The organism is Coprococcus sp. RTP21204st1_G4_RTP21204_210225, from assembly GCF_040915385.1.
GTDB classification, from domain to species: domain Bacteria; phylum Bacillota; class Clostridia; order Lachnospirales; family Lachnospiraceae; genus Allocoprococcus; species Allocoprococcus comes.
Map to the genome: position 1 here is coordinate 282,499 of NZ_JBCPDP010000001.1, position 24,029 is coordinate 306,527.

25 protein-coding genes are annotated in these 24,029 nt (G+C 43.3%); 7 read left to right on the forward strand and 18 right to left on the reverse strand.

Annotated features, from left to right (window positions below; translation table 11 throughout):
• Positions 1-56: 56 nt before the first annotated feature.
• From AB5213_RS01350 to srtB, 6 genes are all read right to left on the reverse strand, one after another.
• Positions 57-980 (reverse strand): sugar phosphate nucleotidyltransferase, encoded by a 924-nt coding sequence (locus AB5213_RS01350; RefSeq protein ID WP_055155541.1) that lies wholly within the window; start codon positions 978-980, stop codon positions 57-59.
• 148 nt (positions 981-1,128) lie between these two features.
• A complete protein-coding gene (gene rpsR, locus AB5213_RS01355) occupies positions 1,129-1,392 on the reverse strand; it encodes a 30S ribosomal protein S18 (RefSeq protein ID WP_008368909.1) in 264 nt (87 codons plus the stop codon).
• A 21-nt stretch (positions 1,393-1,413) separates the two neighbouring features.
• Entirely contained in the window at positions 1,414-1,854 is a 441-nt protein-coding gene (locus AB5213_RS01360; protein WP_055262097.1) for a single-stranded DNA-binding protein, read from the reverse strand.
• A 13-nt stretch (positions 1,855-1,867) separates the two neighbouring features.
• The gene (gene rpsF, locus AB5213_RS01365) at positions 1,868-2,155 is read right to left on the reverse strand and encodes a 30S ribosomal protein S6 (RefSeq protein WP_008368913.1); all 288 of its coding nucleotides are present in this window, start codon (positions 2,153-2,155) and stop codon (positions 1,868-1,870) included.
• A gap of 100 nt (positions 2,156-2,255) precedes the next feature.
• Positions 2,256-2,450, reverse strand: coding sequence for a DUF951 domain-containing protein (locus AB5213_RS01370; RefSeq protein WP_022221102.1), 195 nt, complete (start codon positions 2,448-2,450; stop codon positions 2,256-2,258).
• Between the two features lie 15 nt (positions 2,451-2,465).
• Complete coding sequence (gene srtB / locus AB5213_RS01375; protein ID WP_368276238.1) at positions 2,466-3,296, reverse strand: class B sortase; 831 nt, start codon at positions 3,294-3,296, stop codon at positions 2,466-2,468.
• A 306-nt stretch (positions 3,297-3,602) separates the two neighbouring features.
• On the opposite strand from srtB, the gene AB5213_RS01380 reads away from it, so the two are divergent.
• The 5 genes from AB5213_RS01380 (at position 3,603) to AB5213_RS01400 (ending at position 7,822) form a co-directional block, all read left to right on the forward strand.
• Positions 3,603-3,998 carry a hypothetical protein gene (locus tag AB5213_RS01380; protein WP_055247930.1) on the forward strand — a complete coding sequence of 132 codons (396 nt, stop codon included), beginning with the start codon at positions 3,603-3,605 and terminating at the stop codon, positions 3,996-3,998.
• Positions 3,999-4,019: 21 nt separating this feature from the next.
• A complete protein-coding gene (locus tag AB5213_RS01385) occupies positions 4,020-4,739 on the forward strand; it encodes a J domain-containing protein (RefSeq protein WP_173686397.1) in 720 nt (239 codons plus the stop codon).
• Positions 4,740-4,759: 20 nt separating this feature from the next.
• Positions 4,760-5,290: a flavodoxin family protein BilS gene (gene bilS / locus AB5213_RS01390; RefSeq protein ID WP_173690071.1), complete on the forward strand. Its 531-nt coding sequence runs from the start codon at positions 4,760-4,762 to the stop codon at positions 5,288-5,290.
• 182 nt (positions 5,291-5,472) lie between these two features.
• Positions 5,473-7,308, forward strand: coding sequence for a Na/Pi cotransporter family protein (locus AB5213_RS01395; protein ID WP_022221105.1), 1,836 nt, complete (start codon positions 5,473-5,475; stop codon positions 7,306-7,308).
• 28 nt (positions 7,309-7,336) lie between these two features.
• Entirely contained in the window at positions 7,337-7,822 is a 486-nt protein-coding gene (locus AB5213_RS01400; protein WP_055262093.1) for a gamma carbonic anhydrase family protein, read from the forward strand.
• Between the two features lie 92 nt (positions 7,823-7,914).
• Here AB5213_RS01400 and AB5213_RS01405 read toward each other — a convergent pair whose 3' ends face one another.
• Positions 7,915-9,117 (reverse strand): class I SAM-dependent rRNA methyltransferase, encoded by a 1,203-nt coding sequence (locus AB5213_RS01405; protein WP_173692361.1) that lies wholly within the window; start codon positions 9,115-9,117, stop codon positions 7,915-7,917.
• Positions 9,118-9,159: 42 nt separating this feature from the next.
• Positions 9,160-9,627: an HAD family hydrolase gene (locus AB5213_RS01410; protein ID WP_368276239.1), complete on the reverse strand. Its 468-nt coding sequence runs from the start codon at positions 9,625-9,627 to the stop codon at positions 9,160-9,162.
• A 116-nt stretch (positions 9,628-9,743) separates the two neighbouring features.
• On the opposite strand from AB5213_RS01410, the gene AB5213_RS01415 reads away from it, so the two are divergent.
• Positions 9,744-10,454 carry a gamma-glutamyl-gamma-aminobutyrate hydrolase family protein gene (locus tag AB5213_RS01415; protein WP_368276240.1) on the forward strand — a complete coding sequence of 237 codons (711 nt, stop codon included), beginning with the start codon at positions 9,744-9,746 and terminating at the stop codon, positions 10,452-10,454.
• A gap of 232 nt (positions 10,455-10,686) precedes the next feature.
• Here AB5213_RS01415 and AB5213_RS01420 read toward each other — a convergent pair whose 3' ends face one another.
• Together AB5213_RS01420 and tig are read right to left on the reverse strand one after the other, a co-directional pair.
• Positions 10,687-11,328, reverse strand: coding sequence for an HAD family hydrolase (locus AB5213_RS01420; protein WP_368276241.1), 642 nt, complete (start codon positions 11,326-11,328; stop codon positions 10,687-10,689).
• 120 nt (positions 11,329-11,448) lie between these two features.
• On the reverse strand, positions 11,449-12,573 hold the full coding sequence (gene tig / locus AB5213_RS01425; protein ID WP_368276242.1) for a trigger factor: 1,125 nt from the start codon (positions 12,571-12,573) through the stop codon (positions 11,449-11,451).
• A gap of 237 nt (positions 12,574-12,810) precedes the next feature.
• Between tig and AB5213_RS01430 the strand changes: the two genes are divergently transcribed.
• The gene (locus AB5213_RS01430) at positions 12,811-13,251 is read left to right on the forward strand and encodes a hypothetical protein (RefSeq protein ID WP_022221110.1); all 441 of its coding nucleotides are present in this window, start codon (positions 12,811-12,813) and stop codon (positions 13,249-13,251) included.
• Positions 13,252-13,302: 51 nt separating this feature from the next.
• Here the strand turns inward: AB5213_RS01430 and AB5213_RS01435 are convergent, their stop codons facing one another.
• The 8 genes from AB5213_RS01435 to AB5213_RS01470 form a co-directional block, all read right to left on the reverse strand.
• Entirely contained in the window at positions 13,303-13,776 is a 474-nt protein-coding gene (locus AB5213_RS01435) for a DUF1934 domain-containing protein (RefSeq protein ID WP_368276257.1), read from the reverse strand.
• A 24-nt stretch (positions 13,777-13,800) separates the two neighbouring features.
• On the reverse strand, positions 13,801-14,778 hold the full coding sequence (gene pfkA / locus AB5213_RS01440) for a 6-phosphofructokinase (protein ID WP_008368944.1): 978 nt from the start codon (positions 14,776-14,778) through the stop codon (positions 13,801-13,803).
• Between the two features lie 85 nt (positions 14,779-14,863).
• On the reverse strand, positions 14,864-18,343 hold the full coding sequence (locus tag AB5213_RS01445) for a DNA polymerase III subunit alpha (RefSeq protein WP_008368946.1): 3,480 nt from the start codon (positions 18,341-18,343) through the stop codon (positions 14,864-14,866).
• A gap of 470 nt (positions 18,344-18,813) precedes the next feature.
• Entirely contained in the window at positions 18,814-20,217 is a 1,404-nt protein-coding gene (locus tag AB5213_RS01450; RefSeq protein WP_055157936.1) for a sodium:alanine symporter family protein, read from the reverse strand.
• 357 nt (positions 20,218-20,574) lie between these two features.
• Positions 20,575-21,219, reverse strand: coding sequence for a pyroglutamyl-peptidase I (pcp, locus tag AB5213_RS01455; protein ID WP_055157934.1), 645 nt, complete (start codon positions 21,217-21,219; stop codon positions 20,575-20,577).
• A 23-nt stretch (positions 21,220-21,242) separates the two neighbouring features.
• The gene (locus AB5213_RS01460) at positions 21,243-22,232 is read right to left on the reverse strand and encodes a thermophilic metalloprotease (protein ID WP_022221111.1); all 990 of its coding nucleotides are present in this window, start codon (positions 22,230-22,232) and stop codon (positions 21,243-21,245) included.
• 109 nt (positions 22,233-22,341) lie between these two features.
• On the reverse strand, positions 22,342-23,295 hold the full coding sequence (locus AB5213_RS01465; RefSeq protein ID WP_055157932.1) for a DUF979 domain-containing protein: 954 nt from the start codon (positions 23,293-23,295) through the stop codon (positions 22,342-22,344).
• Positions 23,296-23,309: 14 nt separating this feature from the next.
• Positions 23,310-24,002, reverse strand: coding sequence for a 5-oxoproline transporter, DUF969 family subunit (locus tag AB5213_RS01470; protein WP_055297428.1), 693 nt, complete (start codon positions 24,000-24,002; stop codon positions 23,310-23,312).
• Between the last annotated feature and the right edge of the window lie 27 nt (positions 24,003-24,029).

A 24,029-nucleotide genomic window follows, 5' to 3' on the forward strand; every position in this document is an offset into this window, starting at 1 on the left:
ATTATTTATATTTTTTAGTAAATCAAATGAACTATTTACTAAATTTTAACACATTCCTACTCTTCCCAGAGATTTTCCGGATAAAGACCTTCTTTTTTCAGATTGCGGATTGCTTCTACGACAACCGGTTTGTCTTCTTTATAAGTTACGCCGTACCATTTGTCTTCCGACGGAAGAACCGCTGCTGTTGCGCGGTCTGCCTCCAGAAGATTGCTTACGACTGCCGGCAGAAAATATTCACACTTCATCGGATTTTCAGTAAGTCCTTTCTTCAGGAACTGTGGAAATTCTGCTTTCAGCTCGTCCAGTATGCTTCTCGTAAATCCCCACATATTCATGGAAACCAGTGTATCCTCTGGTAAATTTTCCCAGGTTTCGCCATCATTTTCGGTAAACGCAATCTTACCGTCACGCTTCTCAATGCGGGTTCTTTCGGTAATATTTACCAGTTCCCCTTCTTCATTGGTCGTACAGATTCCTCTTGCCACATGACCATTGTCTGTTACTGTATTCTTCAGAAGATATCCGACCATCGCATAACGATACTTATCATCATCCTCATGCTCAGACAGATAATTATAAATTGCTTCAAACGCATGTCTTCCATAATAATCATCTGCATTGATAACAGCAAATGGCCCGTCGATCTCATCAATGCAGCTGAGGACTGCATGTCCGGTTCCCCACGGTTTCACTCTGCCTTCCGGAACTTCAAAACCTTCCGGAATGTTGTTGATATCCTGAAATACATAAGAAACCTCCATATATTTTGCCATACGGTTTCCTACTGCTTCTCTGAAACTGTCTTCATTTTCTTTCTTTATAATAAAAATAACCTTCTCAAATCCGGCTCTTTTTGCATCAAACAGGGAAAAATCCATAATGATGTGTCCCTCTTTATCAACTGGATCGATCTGTTTAAGTCCGCCATAACGGCTTCCCATTCCTGCTGCCATAATTACTAAAACTGGTTTTTTCATAATTGATTCTCCAATTCTTTTTTAGATTTCAAAACTTTCTCTTTCTTATTCTAACCCCAAATGACTCCTTTTTCAATCGTCTGCCAGCCAGAAAAACAGTAAAAAAACAGGACTTCCAAAACGGAAATCCTGTTCTGATCATATTCGATTAATCCTGAACGTATGGCATTAAAGCGATATGTCTTGCTCTCTTGATTGCTACTGTAAGAGCTCTCTGATGTTTTGCACAGTTTCCTGTGATTCTTCTCGGAAGGATTTTTCCTCTCTCAGAAACATATTTCTTTAATTTTGCTGTATCTTTGTAATCGATTTCGTTGTTTTCTTTACCACAGAATACACAAACTTTTTTTCTTCTGCGTCCGCCTCTTCTCTTCATTGGAGAATCCGGTCTGTTTCCTTTTTCGAATGCCATTGTACACATCTCCTTTCAACCTTAATTAAACGGTAACTCCTCATCAATTCCGTCTGGAATGTTCATGAAACCGTCACCTGCATCAGCGCTTGGCGCCGGTGCCGGGGCTGTCTGATAAGACTGTGTATTAGCACTGCTAGCATTCTTACTTTCTGCGAATTCCTGTTCCTCAACAACAACTTCTGTTGTATAGACCTTTACACCATCCCTGTTGGTATAGCTTCCGGTCTGGATTCTTCCGCAAACCACTACGCGCATTCCCTGACGGAAATAACGTTCTGTAAATTCAGCACTCTTTCCGAACACAACACAGTTAATAAAATCTGCGGTCTGTTCTCCGTCACGCTTGAATCTACGGTCTACAGCTAATGTATATCTTGCAATAGCGAGAGCGTTCTCACCTTGTGAATATCTCACTTCAGGATCTCTTGTCAGACGTCCCATTAAAACTACTTTATTCATACGTTGCCTCTTTCTAAGCTTCCTGTTTCACGCATAAATATCTGATTACACCATCCATGATACGAATTCTTTCTTCGATTTCGCCTGGTGTTGTTGTTTCAGATTCAAAGTGAATGAAGTAGTAGTAAGCTTCTTTCATCTTCTGGATTTCGTAAGCTAATCTCTTCTTTCCCCATTCGTCAACGTCAGTAATGTTACCACCGAAACGTGTAACAAGTGCTTTCACCTTTTCGATTACTTCTGCTCTGGCGTCGTCTTCGAGTTTTGCGCTGACAACAACTGCTAATTCATATTTGCTCATGTCCTGCACCTCCTTATGGTCTTTTGGCTCCCGGATCCGCCGGGAACAAGGATAAATAATATATCACAAGTTGGTATGATATCATAATTCAAGCTTTGTTTCAAGCCTTTTTTCTTATTTCTTTTGTATTTTTTTCAACCAGTCTGCGCGGTACCATTACCTGGTGTCCGCATCCCTGACATTTCAGACGAAAATCCGCCCCTACTCTCAGGATCTCCCACTCTGAGCTTCCGCACGGATGCGGTTTTTTCATCCGGATCACATCTCCGACTTCAAATTTTGCTTCTGCTGCCATCGCTTTACTCCTCTTTTATTCTCCTGCCGGCTGTACATTTACCCTGACACCGTGTACGATCGTTCTGTCATCATTTCCCTCCCGTGTACAGGTGGACAACGTCACGATCTGCGAATCATTTCCCACTTCCACACCTGTATCATACAAAGAAGACGCCTTCGTTGCTTCAAGGAAGGATGCAAACGCCGCATCATCTGCGAACTGATATGTATAGCCTTCGGAAGTATCTTTTACCACTCCAACAGAATAAATCTGATAAGTAGCCACATTGCCATCCGGTGTATAAATATAGAAGGAAGGGTATTTTTCCCAGAAACTTTTTTCGTGATACTGCTCCAGCTCATTAAACATCGTTCCATTATACATATAATGTCCGTAAATGATCGTGTTTCTGTCATTAAAATCCGCATGATTATAAGCATTTACAAAAATCGTTCCTACGGTATTGTCATATCCTTTGAATGTCTTACTCAGATATTCTGAATTATCACTTCCCTGCACAACCGGATAATTGATCACCGCCGGTTCATCAAAACGGATCCATGCAACCACATCCGGATTGATCTGTCTGAGTGCATCGAAATCCACGGAAAATCTGCTTCCATCCTGATCGTCCGTCCCGTTCTCCTGTTCCCCCTTATCTTCCGTAACCGCAAGCTTTACCAGATCATTATACTCACTTTCCCCTTTGTGATATCCGTTAAAGATTTTATACAGCTGAAAGGCAGAAAATGCAAACACACAGATTGCAACGATCAAAATGACCGTACTGATGATTCCACCTTTTTTCTTGCGCCGATCACGCCTGGAATGCTTTCCATACCGACCATATTCTTTCCGTCCCATAATTTCCTCCTTGGCTTTTTATATATGATATTCCCGGACTGCTCCATTGCCATGTAATCTCAGAAGTCCTATTTTCTTCCATATTTTCACGATATCAGCAGTATAACATACTTTTTAGAGTTTTTTAATAGAGAGTTTATTGATTTTTGTGTGTGCAGGCGTACAATGTAAACCATCGTATAGTATCATATGATGTTGTGGTCAAAAGGTATTTTGACCCCTTTGATACCAGATTGCTACGTGCTTTCTGGCCTTTTGCCCCTGGTATCATCATATTCTATAAATAAAAAAGATTGGGTGAACATTATGAAAGAAAAACTGATGCGTTTTATGTATGGAAGGTACGGAGTAGATACCTTCGGCAAATTTCTCTTATGGAGCGGCGTAATTCTGATGCTGATCACAAGCATCTTCCATTTTCGTATTTTTTATGTAATTGGGTGGGCATTCGTGATATACTCTTACTATCGCATGTTTTCACGTCAAACCTACAAGCGTGCACTGGAAAACCAGAAATTTCTCCAGCACACTTCAAAGATCCGTGGATTTTTTGCAAAACAGAAGTATATGGCAACGCAGCGCAAGACACACCACATTTACAAGTGTCCAAACTGCAAACAGAAGATCCGTGTCCCAAAGGGAAAAGGTAAAATTGAGATCCGCTGTCCAAAATGCCAGACTACTTTTATCAAAAAAAGCTAACGATCAGGAGAATAATCAATTATGCAGGATCCTTACTCAATACTCGGCGTTTCACGGGATGCTTCCGACGAGGATATCAAGAAAGCCTACCGCAAATTAAGCCGTATTTATCATCCGGATGCCAATATCAACAATCCAAATAAAGATCAGGCAGAAGCCAAATTCAAAGAAATCCAACAGGCTTACCAGCAGATTATAAAAGAAAAAGAAATGGGTGCCTCCGGATATACCGGAACAGGCTCCGGAGGTTATGGCGATGCCGGAAGCGGATACGGAGGTTTTGGCGGTTTTGGTCCATTCGGCGGTTTCTACGGTCAGTATACCAATCAGAATCAGCAGACAACCGAGACAGAAGAAGATATTCATCTGCGTGCCGCCGCCAATTATCTGAACAGTGGTCATTATAAAGAAGCTTTAAATGTCCTTTCAGGAATCAAAGACCGTTCTGCCAGATGGTACTATTACAGCTCTATCGCCAATTCCGGCATGGGCAATAATGTCCTCGCCCTGGAGCACGCCAAAGAAGCTCTTCGTCTGGAGCCGTCCAACTATCAATATCAGTCTCTTGTCAGCCGTCTTGAAAATGGTGGAAGCTGGTATCGTACACAACAGACAATGTATGGCGGTACACCAACGATCAACAATGATTTCTGCGTGAAGCTCTGCATTGCCAACATCATGTGCAATCTCTGCTGTGGCGGCGGTGGATTCTTCTGCGGTTCTCCTTATACATACCACTAAATGACAGGAGGAAATACTATATGTTAGATTATCTTGTTGTCTATGACAGTGAGACAGGAAATACAAAAAAAATAGCAACAGAAATTTTTGCATCCCTTCCGGGGATGTCCAAAGATCTGATAAATCTTCATGAACGTACCGATTTCCCAGAAGCCAAAATTTATTTTGTTGGTTTCTGTGTTCACCGCGGAACCTGCCGCCTCGAGATTGGCAACTTCCTTTCCGGTCTGTCGGGCAAATCCGTTGCTCTCTTTGGAACCTGCGGTGCCGGAAACAGCCCGGAATACTACAAAGAGATCGCATCCAGCGTCCGGATCTGGCTTGAAGATGACAACCACTATCTCGGTTCTTTTATCTGCCAGGGGAAAATGCCGCTTGCTGTCCGTCAAAAATATGAATCCTTGCTGAACACACCAAAAGATTGCGATTGCCAGCAAATCCGAAGGCAATTACAGAATTTTGACGAAGCAATGATTCATCCGACACGCACAGACCTTGAAAATGCGGCTCTTTTTGCTACCGAATGTATAGAAAAAGTTAAGTCCTTGTAAAAAAAGTGTAAAAAAATATCGTTTCAGTCTACCTATGGAAACTTTCTTGTTATATAATAAGAGTGTCGTATAGCGTCACTTTGTGTGATCTGCATGCAGACTTTTCATATTTAAAGTAGCTGTACGATATTTTTTTTGCGACAAAATGTAAACTAATGCTTAAAGAAAAGGAAAACAAAATTATGGGAATTACAATGGTTTTGTCATTGCTCAGTGGGGTAGCCCTGTTTTTATACGGTATGTCACTGATGGGCGACAGTCTGAAGAAAGTTGCCGGCAATAAGCTTGAACTTATTTTATACAGGCTGACCAATACTCCTCTGAAAGGACTTCTGCTCGGTACTGTCGTAACCGCTATCATTCAGTCATCCTCTGCAACGACAGTTATGGTAGTCGGATTTGTAAACTCTGGTATGATGAAGGTCGCACAGGCAATTGGTATCATCATGGGTGCCAACATCGGAACCAGTATCACCGGATGGATCCTATGTCTCTCCTACATTGATGGTTCCAGCGGAATCGCGCAGCTTTTATCAACCGCTACAATTTCTGCAATCGTAGCAATCATCGGAATTATTTTCCGTACATTTATCAAGAAAAAACCGTATTCTGATATCGGTGACATCATGCTTGGCTTTGCGATCCTGATGATCGGAATGCAGACCATGAGCGGTGCTGTCTCTCCTCTGAAAGAGAATCCGCATTTCGTCAGACTTCTGACCATGTTCACGAATCCATTTATGGGAATCCTTGTCGGGATCGTATTTACAGCAGTTTTGCAGAGTGCTTCTGCTTCTGTAGGTATCCTCCAGGCACTGTCCATTACCGGATCGATCACCTTTGCAGCTGCACTTCCGATCACAATGGGTATCGGCGTTGGCGCCGCATGTCCGGTTCTTCTTTCCTCAATCGGAACGAACAAGAACGGAAAGCGTACTGCTCTGATCTATCTGCTGAACGATTTATTTGGTATGATTTTCTGGTCCATCGTATTCTATTCTGTAAATGCCATCGTGCATTTCCCATTTATGGGTGAAATTATGTCACCTTTCCGTGTGGCACTTTTGAATACGGTATTCCGGCTTCTGACGATCCTTGTTCTTGCTCCATTTATCGGCAAGATTGAAAAGCTTGTCTTCTTCCTTATTAAGGATACCGATGAAGACAACGAAGAGCAGGCAGATTTCGATCTTCTTGAGGAACGTTTCCTCAATTATCCGCCACTGGCAATCACACAGAGCCAGCTTGCAGTCAACGGAATGGCAAAGAAAGCATACAAAAATATCCGTCGCGCCCTTGCACTGCTGAAAGATTTTTCAGATAATAAGTTCAACAAAATTCAGGAAAAGGAAAATCTGATCGACAAATACGAAGATAAACTGGGAACCTATCTGATGCAGCTCAATATGCACGACCTGACACCGGAACAGTCCAAACAGACCGCCAAGTTCCTTCATACGATCAGTGATTTTGAACGTCTGGGTGACCATGCAGTCAATATTTCCCGTGTTGCACAGGAACTTCATGAAAAATCACGTATTTTTTCAGATGCAGCCAAATACGAGCTTCATGTTCTTGAATCCGCATTAAAAGAGCTCCTTGATCTCACGATCAATTCATTTGTAGATGAAGACCTTGTAAATGCTGCCAAAGTAGAACCGCTTCGCGAACTGATCGGTATTTTATGCAACGATTTGAAAATGCGTCATATTAAAAGGCTCCGTAACGGGCAGTGTGATCTGAACACCGGATTTGCATTTAACGATCTGCTCACCAACTATGATCGTATTGCAGCCCACTGTTCTAACATTGCCGTTGCGATCCTGGAACTGGATTCTTCCAATTTCGATATGCACGAATACACTAAGAGTGTACGGAAATTGAAAGACAACAATTATGTATCCACCTTTGATTATTACGAGCAGAAATATAATATCAACGGTTATCAGCCGGAAGCGGAACAGGATACAAAAGCAGCCGCCAAAAACCCGGTCAAAGCTGTTGAAGCCAAAAAATAATCTTATAACGAGAAAGGAATCTGCTGTAATGTCTTCTTTAAATATTTCATCACAGGCGCACATTGCCAGTCAGTCCGTCATCCTAGGTGATGTCACCATCGGTGCAGACTCAAGTGTGTTCTATTATGCCGTTGTCCGCGGTGATGAATCGTCTATCACGATTGGCAAGCGAAGTAATATCCAGGATAACAGTACCGTCCATGTAGATTACGGTTTTCCGACCGTTATCGGTGATGATGTCACTGTTGGTCACAACTGTGTGATCCACGGCTGTACAATTGGTGACGCGTCTCTAATCGGGATGGGAAGTACGATTTTAAACGGTGCAAAGATTGGAAAGCATTGCCTGATCGGTGCCGGAAGTCTGGTTACTCAGAACACAGTTATTCCGGATGGAATGCTGGTTATCGGAAGCCCGGCAAAAGTAAAAAGACCTCTTACTGAGGAAGAGATCCAGTCAATTTATAAAAATGCTGCGGATTATGTTGCATTATCGGCTGCGCAGTTTGAATAGAATATCAAATCTGAAATATGTACACTAGTAAAAAAAGTATCGAAAATCATTTATGTTTGATTTTCGATACCTTTTTTATCTACTACAACACTTTATTTTTCATCCACGATCTGGAACACATAGAATTTAAGATAATACGATTCTTCTGCCGACCACAGAATCGGATGATCCGGCGCCTGTGTCCGGTATTCTACCTGTCTGATCCTCTTATGCACATTCTGCGCTGCCTGGTGGATCGTCTTCGTAAAAAGCTCATAATCCATAAAATGCGAGCAGGAACAGGTTGCCAGATATCCGCCTGGTTTTACCAGCTTCATTCCGCGCATATTGATCTCACGATATCCCTTTGTCGCATTCTTGATCGTCTTACGGGATTTGGTAAATGCAGGTGGATCCAGGATTACCACATCATACTGCTTTCCTTCTTCTTCCAGCTTTGGAAGCAGGTCAAATACATCTGCACAGACAAATTCAACTCTATCCTCTAATCCATTGAGTCTTGCGTTCTCTCTTGCCTGTTCTATACCAAGTTCTGAAGCATCTACACCTGTCACATGCTTTGCCCCTGCAATCCCTGCATTCAGCGCAAAAGAGCCTGTGTGCGTGAAGCAGTCCAGCACCTCTGCATCCTTGCAAAGTCTCTGGATTGCCAGACGATTGTATTTCTGATCCAGGAAAAATCCTGTCTTCTGTCCGTCTTTGACATCAACCATATATCTGACACCATTTTCCACAATCTCAACTTTGGTATCAAATTCTTCACCGATAAAGCCTTTGACTCTCTCCATGCCTTCATTCTGACGAACCTTTGCATCGCTTCGTTCATACACGCCACGGATCGTAATTCCATCTTCTGAAAGTACCGCTTTCAGAATGTCCACGATTTCTTCTTTCATCCGGTCAATTCCGAGTGCAAGAGACTCTACAACCAACACATCTGAGAATTTATCGATCACCAGTCCGGGAAGAAAATCCGCTTCTCCGAAAATCACACGGCAGCTTGATGTATCTACTGTCTTTTTCCGGTATTCCCACGCATCTCTCACCCGCATTTCCAGAAATGCATGATCGATCTCCTGATCCTGCTTTCTTGTCATCATACGGATCCGGATCTTAGAATTCATATTGATAAATCCTCTTCCCATTCCGTACCCGTCAAAATCATGGACGATCACAATATCACCATTCTCAAATTCTCCCATAATCGAATCAATTTCATTATCGAATATCCAGGCGCCGCCTGATTTCAGCAGACGTCCCTCACCCTTTTTCAATGTCACTATAGCCTGACGCATCTTTTCTCCTTCCACATACTCTTACGTATTCTTCTGCAAATATTATCCACGGAGTCCTGCAATGATCCGACCTGGATAGAGCAGAAGATCCAGTCCATCCTGCATAGATCTGACGCAGAGATCCGCATTTTTCAATAATTTCCCATAGACCCCTTCCCGGTCCATAACAGCGATGGAAAGCGCCGCCTCTTTCAGCATCCACTCATCGTTTCTGCCATTACCGATTGCCACACAGCGTTTTGCACCGGTCGCTTTTACCAATTCCCTTTTATACTCCTTTGCATTACCTGTCGGAAATGTCTCCAGGATCACCGGAAGCCCTTCGCACTGCGCTTTCGCATTTCCATGCGTATCTGCAGTCAGTACATAAATTCGGAACTGCTCTGAAAGTGCGATAAGACGTTCCTTCACACTCGGCTGGATCACGCCGTCCACAGCGATCGTCCCGTTCATATCTAAAAATATCGTATCAAGTTCTAATGTTTTATATTCCGGAATAACCAGTTTCATAGGAACTCCTTTCCTGCCATCTGGCATGTTGCTTTTTTTATTATAATACATATTTCATACAGACTCCACATATTTTGTAACAACTGATTTATCTGATAAAGAGGAGGATTGTAAATATGAAACCAGTTGTTGGAATCTTATGCTGTGGCTTCGACGGCAAAAACCAGTTTGTAACCGATACCTATGTGCGGGCAGTCCGCATTTCCGGAGGAATCCCCCTGCTGATACCGCTTCTTCCTCAGGACTTCCCGATCAATTCTTATCTTGACATATGCGATGGATTTCTGCTCCCCGGAGGAGGTGATTTTACACCGTTTCTCTTCAATGAAGATCCACTTCCAGGTGTAGGACAGACCAATCTTTCTGTGGATCTTTTTCAGATTCATTTTGCAGAGGAAATCTTAAAACGTCATCTTCCGGTAATCGGCATCTGCCGGGGTATGCAGGTGCTCAACGCCGCCTGTGGCGGAAGTATCTACCAGGATCTTTCCTGTCAGCCCGGAGATCCTTTTCTGCATATGCAGACCTCACAGAACCGCAGCGATATGTGGCACCAGATTTTCATCGCCAAAGACAGCCATCTTCATAAACTGACCGGAGACACTCTGTATACCAATAGTTTCCACCATCAGTCCGTTCATCTGCTCGGAAAAAATGTCCATGCATGTGCACACACTTCTGATGGCACAGTTGAGGCAATTGAAATCGAAGGACAGCCTTTTGCACTTGGCGTTCAGTGGCATCCGGAATCCATGTTTTTTACTTCTCCATGTATGCGGGAATTGTTTTCGCTTTTCGTCCGGTCGATGCTTCCCGGAACAGATTAAATCCCTTTTGTCGGGCTGCAGACTCTGCTGTCTGCGGTCCCTTCAGAATATATGTATACTATGTTCACAAACGTTCATAATTCTTTCAAATTATAAACACACTTTTTTCACAAGATACGAGTATACTAATAATTGTCAAAAGGAAATAAACCTTTTCACATAATAAAATTTTTCTTTTTCATAAACGCCGATATTCGGGAAACCGGATATCGGCTCTCCTCATTTTCAGGGGTTATTTCAGATATTCCAGAAGTCCTCGCAGGTCTGGAACGACATGATCTGCCATCTTTTTGACCTCTTCGTCTGCAGGTGTCAGATCCGGAACCATCGTCACATGGCAGTCCGCCTGGTAAGCCGCATTTACCCCGTTCGGTGAATCTTCGACCGCCATGCACTCTTCAGGCTTCCGCCCGATCTTCTCACAGGCATAGAGATACACATCCGGTCTCGGTTTTCCCAATTTCACCATAGATGCACTGATGATTTCATCAAACAGCTCTTTAAATCCGACCATTTCCAGATAACGCACAGCCCTGTCTTCCGCTGTAGCCGTCACGACTGCCGTCTGATAACCACGTCTTTTCAGCTCCTTGATCGTCTCTTCCACATACGGTTTCTTCTCAATTCCGAAACGCGCAATATGATCACTCATCAGCTCCTGTCTGCGCCGTCTGAGCTCATCGTATGGGAAATCCTCTCCAAAAATTCCCTTCATCTGCTCTCTTGCAAATACGGATGCACAGCTGCGGAATTTGTATGCCGTTTCCAGATCCAACCGGTATCCCGCCTCCCGCATTGCCTTTTGTTTGTATACTGTCAGATATTTCTCTGTATCGATCAGGATGCCATCCATATCAAAAAGTACTGCTTTCATCTTGTCCTCCTGTAGTATATTTCATTTTGTAAAAACAATTACTTTCTATATCATACCATTCCCTTCAGGAAGAAAAAAGACGGAGATTTTATTCTCCGCCTTTTGAATGTTTGCTTATATCTATTTTGTATTTTCTGTGCTGCCGGTACTTCCTGTACTGTTTGAACCGCTTTTGCTGCTGTCAGATGAAGTACTTTTCACCTGCTTGCAGTTGTCTGCTACCCAGTCTTCTACGATATCCAGTCTTGCTGTCTTCTCCAGATTCTCCAGGTTTCCAGCATCTTCCAGTGCTTTTTTGAGTGCATCTACATCTTCGTATCCGTAAGCCTTTGCATACTCCTTATACTTCTTCTCAAGTGTCTTATCTGACACATCGATCTTTGCTTTCTCAATGATCAGATCTGCCGCAAGGTTGGCCTTTACCTGATCCTTTGCAGCCTGGGTTGCCTTTGAATTAAAAGTTTCCTCATCCATATTCATATATTGTTTAAGGAAATCTGCAAAATCAAGGTTATAATAAGATGCCATATTCTTATACTGTGTCTTGATCGAACTGATCATATTCTTCAGATCCTTCTTCGGATACTTGTTCACAGTTGTGTTCTCAAGTACTGCTTTCCATGCATTTTCCTTGATTGTATTCTGCTGGTTTTCTTTGCCGTTTTTTTTCAGAGATTTTTTAATTTCCTTTTTGTACTCTTCCACCGTCTTGGAAGTATCAGAAACACTCTGTACAAATTCATCGGTAAGTTCCGGTACATCGGTCTGGCTGATTCCCTTCAGTGTAACGGTAAATACAACTGCCTGACCTGCAAGATCTTCATTTCCATAGTTCTCCGGGAAAGTCAGATCCAGATCAAAAGTATCGCCAATATTGTGTCCGACAACGCCATCCTCAAATCCGTCAATAAACTGACCACTTCCTAATGTAAGCTGTGCATCTGTCGCTGTTCCACCATCAAATGCCACACCATCTTTCTTTCCTTCGTAGTCAATCGTTACCGTATCTCCGGTTTGTGCTGCACGGTCTGTAACTTCTGTTGTAGTTGATTTAGACTGAAGTACACTGTTGATCTGTGCTTCTACATCATTATCCGATACCGCATCCGCATCTACTTTATCAATCTCCACACCTTTATATTTTGTAATCGTAACATAATCATTGGAAATCTCACCGGAGCATCCGGTAAGAAATAATGACAATGCACAGATACCTGCTACCAGTACTGCTAATTTCTTTTTCATTTTCTTTTACACCTCTTATATCTTCATTCTCTCTGACTGTCCAAATCACCCACATCAGAGCGCTACATATGATTATAACACATAATCCGTCATTGAAAAGGGATTTCCCAAAATTCACATTTATTTCAGATTTTCCATTACTTTCAAAAAGCCGCCAAAAACTTCAAATTACTTGCACTTGTCTACAAACAATGCTACAATAAGCTATGTGTAAATATGATTTGAGGAGGAAAACCCGTGAGTAAGATAACGATCGTATTACTGGTAATTCTTGCCGTACTGCTTATCGCCCTGGTTGTTCTGTATTTCCTCGGTAAGAAAGCGCAGAAAAAGCAGGCAGAACAGGAAGAGATGATTGCAGCTGCTGCACAGCAGGTCAACATCCTGGTTATCGACAAAGGTAAGATGAAGCTTAAAGATGCCGGTTTCCCGTCAGTTGTTCTTGAGAATACACCTAAGTATCTTCGTCGTTCAAAGGTACCTGTAGTCAAGGCAAAAGTCGGACCAAAGATCATGACTCTGATGTGTGATGCAAGCATCTATGATCTTATTCCAGTCAAAAAAGAAGTAAAAGCAACCGTAAGCGGTATTTACATCACTGCAGTAAAAGGAGTCAGAGGTTCTCTTGAGACTCCACCTAAGAAAAAAGGATTCTGGGCAAGACTGCGGAACAAGTAACAAAAAAGGGTAAATGATTCTGAGCTGATTGAATCATTTACCCTTTTTGTTTTATTTTCCTGAAATTGCTTCCTCTGCCTGTGCTTTCGGTCTTATGCTCATTGCGATCCGGCAGTCTGCCGTCGCTTCATGATTCACATCAAGCCCGTACTCCACAGCAATATCAATTCGCTCATCATCCACATTCACATCCAGCTTCCGTGTATGAATTCCAACATGAAGCTGCCCATACGGTGTATCATAATATGTGACATTCATCTGATTCTTCTCAAATACCATATGTGCATTCGTAATTCCGCTCTTCATGATCTCCATCGAATCTTCACCGGTGATCTTGATCTTATTCTTAACCACCCCCGGAATCCCTTCCATTACTTCATCATAAAGAATATAATGCTTTCCGTTCTTCCAGTAATAGCTCGCCGGAGTGATCACTTCGATCGGCTCATTCTCTTCATTTTCTTTCGGATCTGCAAATACCATATCATGCAGTCCGGAAATCGTCAATAATACATCCTGTGTCATACACGTCATCCAATCTGTCTGTTATTAGATGGCAAGCTGTTTTGCGATATCGTACTGGTACTCCGGAATTCCTTTCTGCATTGCCAGTGCTTCGTTGATATCGAAGTCAATATACTCGCCATGTTTGTATCCTACTACACGGTTTGTCTTTCCTTCAAGAAGAAGATCTACAGCAAGAGATCCCATGATAGATGCATAAACTCTGTCTTTTGCTGTCGGGCTTCCTCCACGCTGCATATGACCAAGAATAGTAGCACGTGTCTCCATACCCGTCTCTTTTTCGATTCTCTTTGCCATATTCATAGAATCACCGATACCTTCGGCATTGATGATAATGTAATGCTTTTTACCGCGTTTTCTGCTTTCTTTGATGTCTGCAATGATCTTTGCTTCATCGTAGTCATGTTCCTCAGGAAGAAGAATCTTCTCTGCTCCATTGGCAATACCACACCACAGTGCAAGGTATCCCGCATCACGTCCCATAACTTCGATAATACTACATCTTTCATGTGATGTAGATGTATCACGTACTTTGTCAATTGCTTCCATCGCTGTATTAACCGCTGTATCGAATCCGATTGTGTATTCTGTACATGCGATATCAAGATCGATCGTTCCCGGAAGTCCGATTGTATTTACTCCAAAATCAGATAATTTCTGTGCTCCCTTGAAGGAACCGTCTCCTCCGATAACTACCAGACCGTCAATTCCATATTTCTTACAGATTGCTGCTGCTTTCTGCTGTCCTTCTGGTGTACGCATTTCCTCGCAACGGGCTGTCAGAAGAATCGTTCCACCTCTCTGGATCGTGTCTGATACATCTCTGGCACTTAAATCAATAATTTCCTCGTTAAGAAGTCCTGAATAACCTCTTCTGATTCCTCTTACCTTCAGTCCTTTTCCCAATGCGGTTCTTACAACTGCACGGATTGCAGCGTTCATTCCCGGTGCGTCTCCACCACTGGTCAATACGCCGATAGTTCTGATTACTTTTTCTGCCATGATATGTCTCCTCCGTCTCTTCTACTTTGTAACTTTACTATCCTTTTGCTTAATTTATCTCAATCCACACGTTATTGTATAATATTCACCCCTTCATTTCAATGGGTTTTTCTATTACTTTTACACAATCTTCTCCAAAATAATTCGTCAATCTGCTTAAAATTCCAGGTTCTACCTGGATATTTGCGTTTTTAGGCAGTCTTTTTACCGCTCTCTCCGCTTTGCAGAAGATTACAACCTGGTCCTCACCCTCACTTTCCGCGAGCATCCGGAACAGATTCTGCTCATCTTGAAGGTAACTCTGTTTGTCGGCATACTGGATCCACAGTTCTTTTTTCGTCATATCAAACGGAATCACCTCTTCACAGATCAGCTTACTTGCATTATCATCTTCTTCCGATACACGTCCCCGCACAAATACTTTGCTGTCCTCCTGCAGATACTGCTGGCTTTTCTCATAGCTCTGCGGGAAAATGACAACCTCTACCGTTCCAAGAAGATCCTCTACGGTAATAAATGCCATCGTTTGATTCTTCTTTGTATATTTGATCATCTTCGATGTGATCATACCACCGATGATCTCCCTTGACCCGTCACGTACTTTTGTCCGTCCGGTCTCTTCATCAAGCTGAAAATCCAATGTCGTTGCGGAAATACTCTTGCGCCATTTCTCTTCATATTCTTCCAATGGATGTCCGCTGATATACACGCCGAGTACTTCTTTTTCAAATGCAAGCATCGTTTCCTTCTGGTATTCTCCCACATCCGGAAGCGTGACCTCAAATTCTTTTTTCTGTTCGTCATCTACAATATCAAAGAGCGACATCTGTCCGGCAAGCGAATTTTTCTTGTTCTGTGCTACCTGATCCATGATCTGTACATAAATGATCATAAACTGCTTTCTGGTCCCTTTCAGACTGTCAAATGCGCCGGATTTGATAAAGTTTTCTACCGCACGTTTATTGACTTCCTTACCGGAAAGCCGTTCCAGAAAATCCTTCAGATCACGAAACGTGCCATGCTCTTCTCTGTCCCGGATGATCTGCTCGATCACCGGTCTTCCAACCCCCTTGATCGCCGCAAGTCCGTAACGGATATTACCGTTATCTACAGAAAAATCACCAACCCCACGATTGATATCCGGCGGCAGGATAGAAATTCCCATCTGTCGGCAAGTGTAAATGTATTCGGCAACCTTTCCCGGATTGTCGATGACAGAAGTCATAAGCGCTGCCATATATTCTACCGGATAATAATATTTCAGATACGCTGTCTGGTATGAGACAACCGCATACGCTGCCGCATGTGATTTGTTGAACGCATACTTTGCAAAATCGATCATTTCATCATAGATCTTATTCGCAACCTTTTCATCGATTCCATTTTTGACACAACCCGGAATGCCTTCTTCTTCATTACCATATACAAAATTCTGACGCTCTCTCTGCATCACGTCGCCCTTTTTCTTACTCATGGCACGGCGTACAAGGTCGCTTCGCCCAAGTGAATATCCGGCAAGGTCACGCACAATCTGCATAACCTGTTCCTGGTATACAATGCAGCCATAGGTCGGTGCCAGGATCGGCTTTAACTGCGGGCATTCGTAAGTAATCAGCTCCGGATGGTTCTTTCCTTTGATATACTGTGGAATGAAATCCATCGGACCTGGCCGGTAAAGAGAAATTCCGGCGATAATATCTTCCAGACTCTGTGGACGAAGTTCCTTCATGAAGCTCTTCATCCCTGCACTTTCTATCTGGAAAATGCCGTCCGTCTTGCCGGTTCCGATATAGTCAAGCACTGCTTTATCATTATAATTTAATTTTTCTGTTACCAGCTTCACACCGGTACTTTTTTCAACCAGTCTGATCGCATCCTGGATGACGGTCAGGGTACGAAGTCCAAGGAAATCCATTTTCAGAAGTCCCAGTTCTTCCAGCGTGGTCATGGTAAACTGTGTGACTACATTGTTGTCCGCTCCAAGTGCCAGCGGAACATATTCATCCACATCCTTCTGGCTGATCACGACTCCCGCGGCATGCATGGATGTATGCCGTGGCAGACCTTCCAGTCTCTTTGACATATCGATCAGCTCTTTTACCTGTGGGTCTTCATCATAGAGCTTCTTCAGCTCATGGTTCATCTTCAGGGATTTATCCAGTGTAATATTCAGTTCTTTCGGAATCATCTTTGCAATTGAATCCACAAAAGCATACGGAAGATCCATAACTCTTCCCACATCCCGCAGCACCCCGCGCGCCTGCAGTGTACCAAAGGTTACGATCTGCACTACCCGGTCTTTGCCGTATTTACGCACAACATAATCAATGACTTCCTGCCTTCTTTCAAAGCAGAAGTCCACGTCGATATCGGGCATGGACACACGTTCCGGATTCAGAAAACGCTCGAACAGCAGCTGATACCGGATCGGATCGATATTGGTGATCGCAAGTGTGTACGCCACAATGCTTCCTGCCGCAGATCCACGCCCAGGTCCAACCATGATTCCGTTGCTTTTTGCAAAATGAATGAAATCCCATACAATAAGGAAGTAATCCACGTAACCCATGCTTTTGATAACGCCCAATTCATAATTCAGGCGCTCCACAAGGGCTGGATCCGGGTCTTCTCCATATCGTCTTTTTAGTCCGTCAAAACAGAGCTTATTCAAATATTCCCATGAGGTAAATCCTTCCGGCACATCGAATTTCGGAAGCTTTGTCACACCAAATTCAATCTCTACATGGCATCTGTCTGCAATCTTCTGTGTATTTTCCAGCGCCTCCGGTGCATATGGGAAAAGTGCTGCCATCTCTTCTTTGGACTTCACGTAGTACTGTCCGCCTTCATAGCGCATCCGATCCTCGTCTGCGAGCTTTTTCCCTGTCTGAAGGCAAAGCAGGATATCATGTGGCTTTTCATCTTCTGCGTAAGTATAATGCACGTCATTTGTCGCCACAAGGTCGATTCCAATCTCCTGCGACAGACGCATCAACTGCTGGTTAACGGTGCGCTGTTCCGGGATCCCATGATCCTGCAGTTCCAGGAAAAAGTTGCCTTTCCCAAAAATCTGTTCATAATGAAGCGCAGCTTTTTTTCCTTCTTCATACATCCCTCTCGCCAGGTTTCTCTGTACCTCTCCGGCAAGACATGCACTGAGGGCAATGATTCCTTCGTGATAGGTCTCCAGAAGCTCATAATCTACTCTTGGCTTATAATAGTAACCTTCCGTAAATGCACGTGACACGATCTTCATCAGATTGGCGTATCCTGTATTATTCTCGGCAAGAAGTACCAGGTGATAATATCGGTCCTCATCGCGTCCTACGGCTGTTTTATCGAATCTGGATCCCGGTGCCACATAGACTTCACATCCCAGTACAGGATTGATTCCTGCCGCTCTTGCGGCTCTGTAGAAGTCAATGACGCCATACATGACACCGTGGTCTGTGATCGCAGCCGCTGTCATCCCCAGTTCTTTGACTCTGGCAACATATTCTTTAATTTTATTCGAACCGTCCAGAAGGCTGTATTCCGTGTGGACGTGCAAATGCGCAAAATTCATATTGTGTTCGCTCCTTTTCTCTGTGTTCCATTTTAGCAGAAATGATGGGGATTTCCAACTGGTGTGGGGAAAATTTTATAGGTTGGTGGGCGGCGGATTTTCAAATATATGTACTCCGGTTCCCCTCGGCAAAACATTCCGATGAACCCCTGAAAGCGGGAATCGTGTTCAGCAAAGGCTTCCACGATTCCTGGGTTTCATCTCCATTGCCTCGAAGGGAACCGGAGTACATATATTTGGAAATCCGCCTGTTCAACGGTATCGAATGATTTTTGGGATGTGTTGGAATCTGCAGGAAGAGAATTGATGGAAACACAGATTATACTTACCTGCGCTGTACCACTCATACTCTATGCGAGTGTAAACCTGTTAACTTTCTTTTTGGGGCGTTGGTGTCACAACCTTATTTATCCTCTAACGCAAAAATACCGCCGCATCAGATCTCATTTCCAATGCGGTGGTTTCTTTTCTTACTCCACTGCTTTTACCGCAGCAGACATTTTTTCTTCATTTTGTTTTGAAAAATACAGTTTTGTTTCTCCAATGATCACTTTTCTAAGTGCAATGATTGCGATCAGGTTCGGAATAATCATCAACGCATTCGTGATATCTGCCAGGAGCCAGATTGGTTCCAGCGATAAAAACGGTGCCAGTGCAATTGCTGCAATGTAGATGATCTTATATGGTTTGATCCATTTCGTTGTGCCGGTTAGATAAACCAGGCAGCGTTCTCCATAATAATTCCACCCCAAAATGGTGGTAAATGCAAAGAACATGATTCCTACTGCGATCAGATACATGCCTATATTGTGCGGCAGACACATGTTATATGCAGCTGTAACAAGCGTGCTTCCGTTCATATCCGAACTGTCCATCAACCCGCTGCTGATGATAACTAGTCCTGTCATGGAACAGGTCAGAATCGTAGTAACAAACACACTTGTCATGGAAAGAAGGCCCTGTCTTACACCGGAATTCGTCTTCGCCGCTGCTGCCACGATCGGTGAACTTCCAAGTCCTGCCTCATTTGTATAGACACCTCTGGCAATCCCGGTTCTCATAACCGTCATAAACGTAATGACACCTGTTCCTGCAGTTCCTCCGATTACCGATTCTTTTGCAAATGCACAGGTAAAAATGGTCTTAAAAGCATCCGGTACTGCCGCCCGGTTGATCACCAGCGCCACTACCGAGCCTCCAAGAAAAGTAAGCGCCATAATCGGCACCACAATTTCAGCAACCTTTGAAATACTTTTAATTCCTCCGATCGTTACAACCGCAGTAAGCACTGTTATGATGACTCCTGCTACAATGATCGGTATATGGAATGTCACATTGACAGATTCTGTGATCGCATTTACCTGCGGAAACGTTCCGCAGCCAAATAATGCTGTACATATGCCAAACACAGAAAAGGCTTTTGCAAGCCAGATAAATCTCTCTCCCATACCATTTTGGATATAAAACATCGGTCCGCCGGCCATCTGGTTATTCTCGTCCGTCACTCGGTATTTTACCGCTAAAAGACTTTCTGAATATTTCGTCACCATACCAAGTATGGCTGAAATCCACATCCAGAATAACGATCCCGGTCCACCAATTCGAAGCGCCGTTGCAACTCCAACAATACTTCCCGTTCCTATGTCTGCTGCCATCGTTGTACATAGAGTCGCAAATGCCGATACATCTCCTTCTCCGCTTCCGGTCCCACTTTCTTTTTCAAAAATGGCCCTTACTGCACGTGGAAATTTTGTGATCTGCAGTCCTCTCAATTTAATCGTAAAGTAAAGCCCTGTACCGATCAACAGCAACAATGTCGGAGGTCCCCATACATAACTTTGGATAGTCGTCAGCATCCCCATTAAATTACTCATTTCACTTCTCCTTCGCCTCTGTTATTGTTTTCCATCCATATTCTATTTTTACGATAATCTTTTCCCCACTAGATTTTTTTCTTCACCTTCTTAATCAACTTGTTTTTTGAAAAAGCTCTCTCCGTTCATAAAATTGTTCATTTTTCTTATTTCCGCTTCGACTTTCTTTATGCATATTATACATAACATTTCTGCCCGTGACAAATCAATTCTTTTTCTTTATAATAGAATTTCTTAATATATAATGAACGTCCATTTTCATTAAGCGACATGAAATTATATTTCCAATAAAATTTTACAAAAAAACCGCCGCATCAGCTTCATTCTGACACAGCGGTACTTTTTTCTTTCATAAAACTAGTGAGTAGTTCCCATAACCTCTTTTACAGCTTCTGTATTATTCACTACAGCTTCAACACAATACTCCAGAGACTTTGCGATTGTCTCAAGCGGCATACTTGCCATTCCGTTCGCCTTATCTACAACCTGATCGCAAGCATATGGTACATGGATAAATCCGGCACGGATGTTAGTGTATTTGGTTGCACACATATGCAGTACATTGTACATTACACAGTTGCATACGTAGGTTCCTGCCGTGAAAGATACATGGCATGGAAGTCCGTGAGCACGTACATTCTGAACCATTGCATTTACCGGAATTGTTGCAAAGTATCCGGTTGGACCGTCTGCCTGAAGTGGCTCATCAAGTGGCTGGTCACCTGCATTGTCCGGAATCCGGGCATCTGCAAGGTTGATTCCTACTTTTTCTACAGTGACGCAGGAACGTCCGCCTGCCTGACCTACATTGATCACTATATCCGGGTTATGTTCTTTGATTGCCGCTTCAACTGCCGGTGCACTTTTCTTGAATTCTGTAGGGATCTCTACATATACGATCTCTGCCCCCGCAATTGTTGACGGAAGAAGCTTGATTGCCTCGAATGCCGGGTTTACGCTTTCTCCTCCAAATGGATCAAATCCTGTTAATAAAACCTTCATGTTAATTTCCTCCTTTATATCTCTTAGTATAACACAGGCTCCGGGATAATAACCTTCCCCTGCTGCATAATCTGTCGGTTGTCCGTGTAGATATCCGGTTCCATACATACCAGATCAAAATGCCCTTTGGCGTTCTGAATACCTCCAAGAGCAATATTACGCCCAAGTCCTACATGGAATGTCCCATAAGCAGATTCATCTTCAATATAGCAGTTTCCAAGGCATTGTGAGCATGAATTAAGCCCGATTCCGAGTTCCCCCGCAATATAGATCCGGGGATCCTGATAATCTTCCATGTATTTTTTCAACCGAATACCGGTCGGAGTCTCTTCAATCTCTGTAATCCGTCCGCCTTTAAATAAAATCCTTGTCGGTTCCTCTGCGCGACCAATATATCCCAGAGAACCGTCAAGCACCATCACACCTTCTGTCTTTGTCTCCTCGATCGGGACATAGACCTCAATACTGGAAGAAGAATATCCCTTTCCATCCTTTAGAACTCCGTTAAAAAATCCCGGATCTCTGCCCACTTTGTAGAACATCATATCCGTTCCTGCCGGAGTTGTCACACGAACTTTTTCTGAATACTTGAGATATTTGATAAATGCCTTTGCCATCAGTCGGCTCTTCTTCGTATCCATCGTCAGGAAATCGTATTCCAGAAAAGATCTTCCGTCATTGGTTGCCAGTGGCAAGGACAGAAATTTCTTGTGTCTTTGTATCGCACGCTTTGCGGCTTTCGTTGTCACCAGCGAATACTCTGTCGCCGCGATAATTGCCGTATAAGGATCAAAAACTGCTTCATTATCATCAAAAAAGATTCCCACATGGCGTCCCTTGTTCTCGACAAGCAGTGTATTCACTGACCGTGCTTTTCCGGAAGCCTCTTTTTCCATTGCTTTTGCTTCTGCAAGATATTCCTTCGATGTCACGATCAGTACTTTGTCCCACGCCCTTACTTTTACCCATTCGTGAATAATGATCCGGGCACCCCGTTCCATATTCGGTGTCATATGTCCCTCTTCTTTCTCCATACCCAAAACTAGAATAAGCTTACGAATTCTAAGGCCATTATTTTCTGCTTTTCCAGTGAAATAATGACCTTAGCTACTTATGTCTTATTTACTTTAATACTATCATATAACAGATCTGGAACACAAGCATAAAAATTGCAACCAGAACCTGATTTTTGATAGCGCCCCAGCGGTCCTTCATGTTCAGGATCGCAACCGGCAGGATGTTGAAGTTCGCTGCCATCGGTGTAAGCAGAGTTCCACAGTATCCACATGTAAGTGCGAGCATACCGATCACCACCGGATTAGCACCGTAAGCAAGAACGAACGGTGCACCGATACCAACTGTCATAACGGTGATAGCTGCGAATGCATTTCCCATGATCATGGTAAAGAGTACCATACCGATTGCATAAACGATGATCCCGATATTTACATTTCCCTTTGGAACAATCTTTTCAACAAGCTGTGCGATTACATCGCCAACTCCTGCAGCGGTAAATACACCTCCAAGACATCCAAGCAGCTGTGGCAGCATACTGAGAGGTCCTGTGATTCCAAGGAATCTTTCAGAATCATTCAAAAAGACTGCCGGTTTATTCTGTTTTGTATCGAATGCCATCAGTAAGACCATAGCTACAATCACACCAACGGTAATTGCGACCATAGAACTCATATTACTGAATAATGCAAAGAACAGGGAGCATACCGCTACGGAGAATGCCGGGACAAATATCTTCATTCCGATCTTCTTAAACTGCTGTTCTGTGTGTTCCTTTGTCGGATTATCTGTTTTTCCGATTTTTACTTTCTTGAAGATCGGCGGCAGGCACATGATCAGAACAAGCACACCAGAAACCTTTGCCGGGAGCCATGAACCAAATCCACAAACGATACCGAAAGAGCACCAGAAAACAGCGGTTCCGACTCTTGACGGATTCTCTTTATCCAGCAGGTTCTTGATTCCTGCGTAAATCGTGATCAATCCGATAATTACCCATACTACATTCAGTCCGATTGCATTAAACGAATCGCCGACCTGTATAAATTTTAAATTACTCATCTGTCTTCCTCCCTCTATTTCTTAGTATCTGTTGATTTTCCATAGTATTTCTTCATCAGTTTGTTATCTTTCAAAATAACAAATGCGCAGGAAACAACAAGTGCAACTAATGCTACCGGGATTTCAGCTGCTGCAAGGTCGATCAGTTCTACTTCGTATCCAAGACCTGCAAGTGTTGTCTGTACAAGGATTCCGCCGGCACCACCTACGAACAGTACCTGGAAGAAGAACCATGTGAAGTTCTGCATAGCAACAGCAAGTCCTTTTGCTTCTTCTACGTGATCTTCATTTGCTTTTCCTTCTTTATTGCTGATCGCACCTTCGATCATCGGAAGCAGTACCGGACGGATAAATCCGGCAACTCCACCGAAGCTGACATTGAATGCTCCAAACAGAGCATTCAGCATACCATATACAGCAACAAGCTTACCTGCTGTCGCACTTTTTACTTTACGGATCAGGTTTGCCGCTGCTTCACGCAGACCGTTTCTTTCCAGTGTACCTGTAACCAGCAGGATCATGATAAAGATTGCCATACTTCTGTTCGCTACAAAGTTTGTACCGATTGTTTCCAGAAGTCCGCCCACTCCAAGTCCTCCAACAATCCCTGTCGCGATAAGGGCCAGGAAAATAATGAGGATTGAATCCAGTTTCAGCGCGAATCCAACGATTACGATTAACACGCCAAGTAATTTGATGAGTTCCATACCTAACTCCTCCTTTAGAAAAGTATT

What these genes read in the sequence shown, in the direction of transcription:
- AB5213_RS01410 (WP_368276239.1), bottom strand. Translation starts at nt 9,627, where the DNA reads ATGAAACTGGTTATTCCGGAATATAAAACATTAGAACTTGATACGATA.
- tig (WP_368276242.1), bottom strand. Translation starts at nt 12,573, where the DNA reads ATGAAAAAGAAATTAGCAGTACTGGTAGCAGGTATCTGTGCATTGTCA.
- AB5213_RS01415 (WP_368276240.1), top strand. Translation starts at nt 9,744, where the DNA reads ATGAAACCAGTTGTTGGAATCTTATGCTGTGGCTTCGACGGCAAAAAC.
- AB5213_RS01445 (WP_008368946.1), bottom strand. Translation starts at nt 18,343, where the DNA reads ATGAATTTTGCGCATTTGCACGTCCACACGGAATACAGCCTTCTGGAC.
- AB5213_RS01420 (WP_368276241.1), bottom strand. Translation starts at nt 11,328, where the DNA reads ATGAAAGCAGTACTTTTTGATATGGATGGCATCCTGATCGATACAGAG.
- AB5213_RS01380 (WP_055247930.1), top strand. Translation starts at nt 3,603, where the DNA reads ATGAAAGAAAAACTGATGCGTTTTATGTATGGAAGGTACGGAGTAGAT.
- rpsF (WP_008368913.1), bottom strand. Translation starts at nt 2,155, where the DNA reads ATGAGCAAATATGAATTAGCAGTTGTTGTCAGCGCAAAACTCGAAGAC.
- AB5213_RS01470 (WP_055297428.1), bottom strand. Translation starts at nt 24,002, where the DNA reads ATGGAACTCATCAAATTACTTGGCGTGTTAATCGTAATCGTTGGATTC.
- AB5213_RS01385 (WP_173686397.1), top strand. Translation starts at nt 4,020, where the DNA reads ATGCAGGATCCTTACTCAATACTCGGCGTTTCACGGGATGCTTCCGAC.
- AB5213_RS01405 (WP_173692361.1), bottom strand. Translation starts at nt 9,117, where the DNA reads ATGCGTCAGGCTATAGTGACATTGAAAAAGGGTGAGGGACGTCTGCTG.
- AB5213_RS01350 (WP_055155541.1), bottom strand. Translation starts at nt 980, where the DNA reads ATGAAAAAACCAGTTTTAGTAATTATGGCAGCAGGAATGGGAAGCCGT.
- bilS (WP_173690071.1), top strand. Translation starts at nt 4,760, where the DNA reads ATGTTAGATTATCTTGTTGTCTATGACAGTGAGACAGGAAATACAAAA.
- pfkA (WP_008368944.1), bottom strand. Translation starts at nt 14,778, where the DNA reads ATGGCAGAAAAAGTAATCAGAACTATCGGCGTATTGACCAGTGGTGGA.
- AB5213_RS01435 (WP_368276257.1), bottom strand. Translation starts at nt 13,776, where the DNA reads ATGACACAGGATGTATTATTGACGATTTCCGGACTGCATGATATGGTA.
- pcp (WP_055157934.1), bottom strand. Translation starts at nt 21,219, where the DNA reads ATGAAGGTTTTATTAACAGGATTTGATCCATTTGGAGGAGAAAGCGTA.
- AB5213_RS01400 (WP_055262093.1), top strand. Translation starts at nt 7,337, where the DNA reads ATGTCTTCTTTAAATATTTCATCACAGGCGCACATTGCCAGTCAGTCC.
- AB5213_RS01395 (WP_022221105.1), top strand. Translation starts at nt 5,473, where the DNA reads ATGGGAATTACAATGGTTTTGTCATTGCTCAGTGGGGTAGCCCTGTTT.
- AB5213_RS01465 (WP_055157932.1), bottom strand. Translation starts at nt 23,295, where the DNA reads ATGAGTAATTTAAAATTTATACAGGTCGGCGATTCGTTTAATGCAATC.
- rpsR (WP_008368909.1), bottom strand. Translation starts at nt 1,392, where the DNA reads ATGGCATTCGAAAAAGGAAACAGACCGGATTCTCCAATGAAGAGAAGA.
- AB5213_RS01360 (WP_055262097.1), bottom strand. Translation starts at nt 1,854, where the DNA reads ATGAATAAAGTAGTTTTAATGGGACGTCTGACAAGAGATCCTGAAGTG.
- AB5213_RS01370 (WP_022221102.1), bottom strand. Translation starts at nt 2,450, where the DNA reads ATGGCAGCAGAAGCAAAATTTGAAGTCGGAGATGTGATCCGGATGAAA.
- AB5213_RS01460 (WP_022221111.1), bottom strand. Translation starts at nt 22,232, where the DNA reads ATGACACCGAATATGGAACGGGGTGCCCGGATCATTATTCACGAATGG.
- srtB (WP_368276238.1), bottom strand. Translation starts at nt 3,296, where the DNA reads ATGGGACGGAAAGAATATGGTCGGTATGGAAAGCATTCCAGGCGTGAT.
- AB5213_RS01450 (WP_055157936.1), bottom strand. Translation starts at nt 20,217, where the DNA reads ATGAGTAATTTAATGGGGATGCTGACGACTATCCAAAGTTATGTATGG.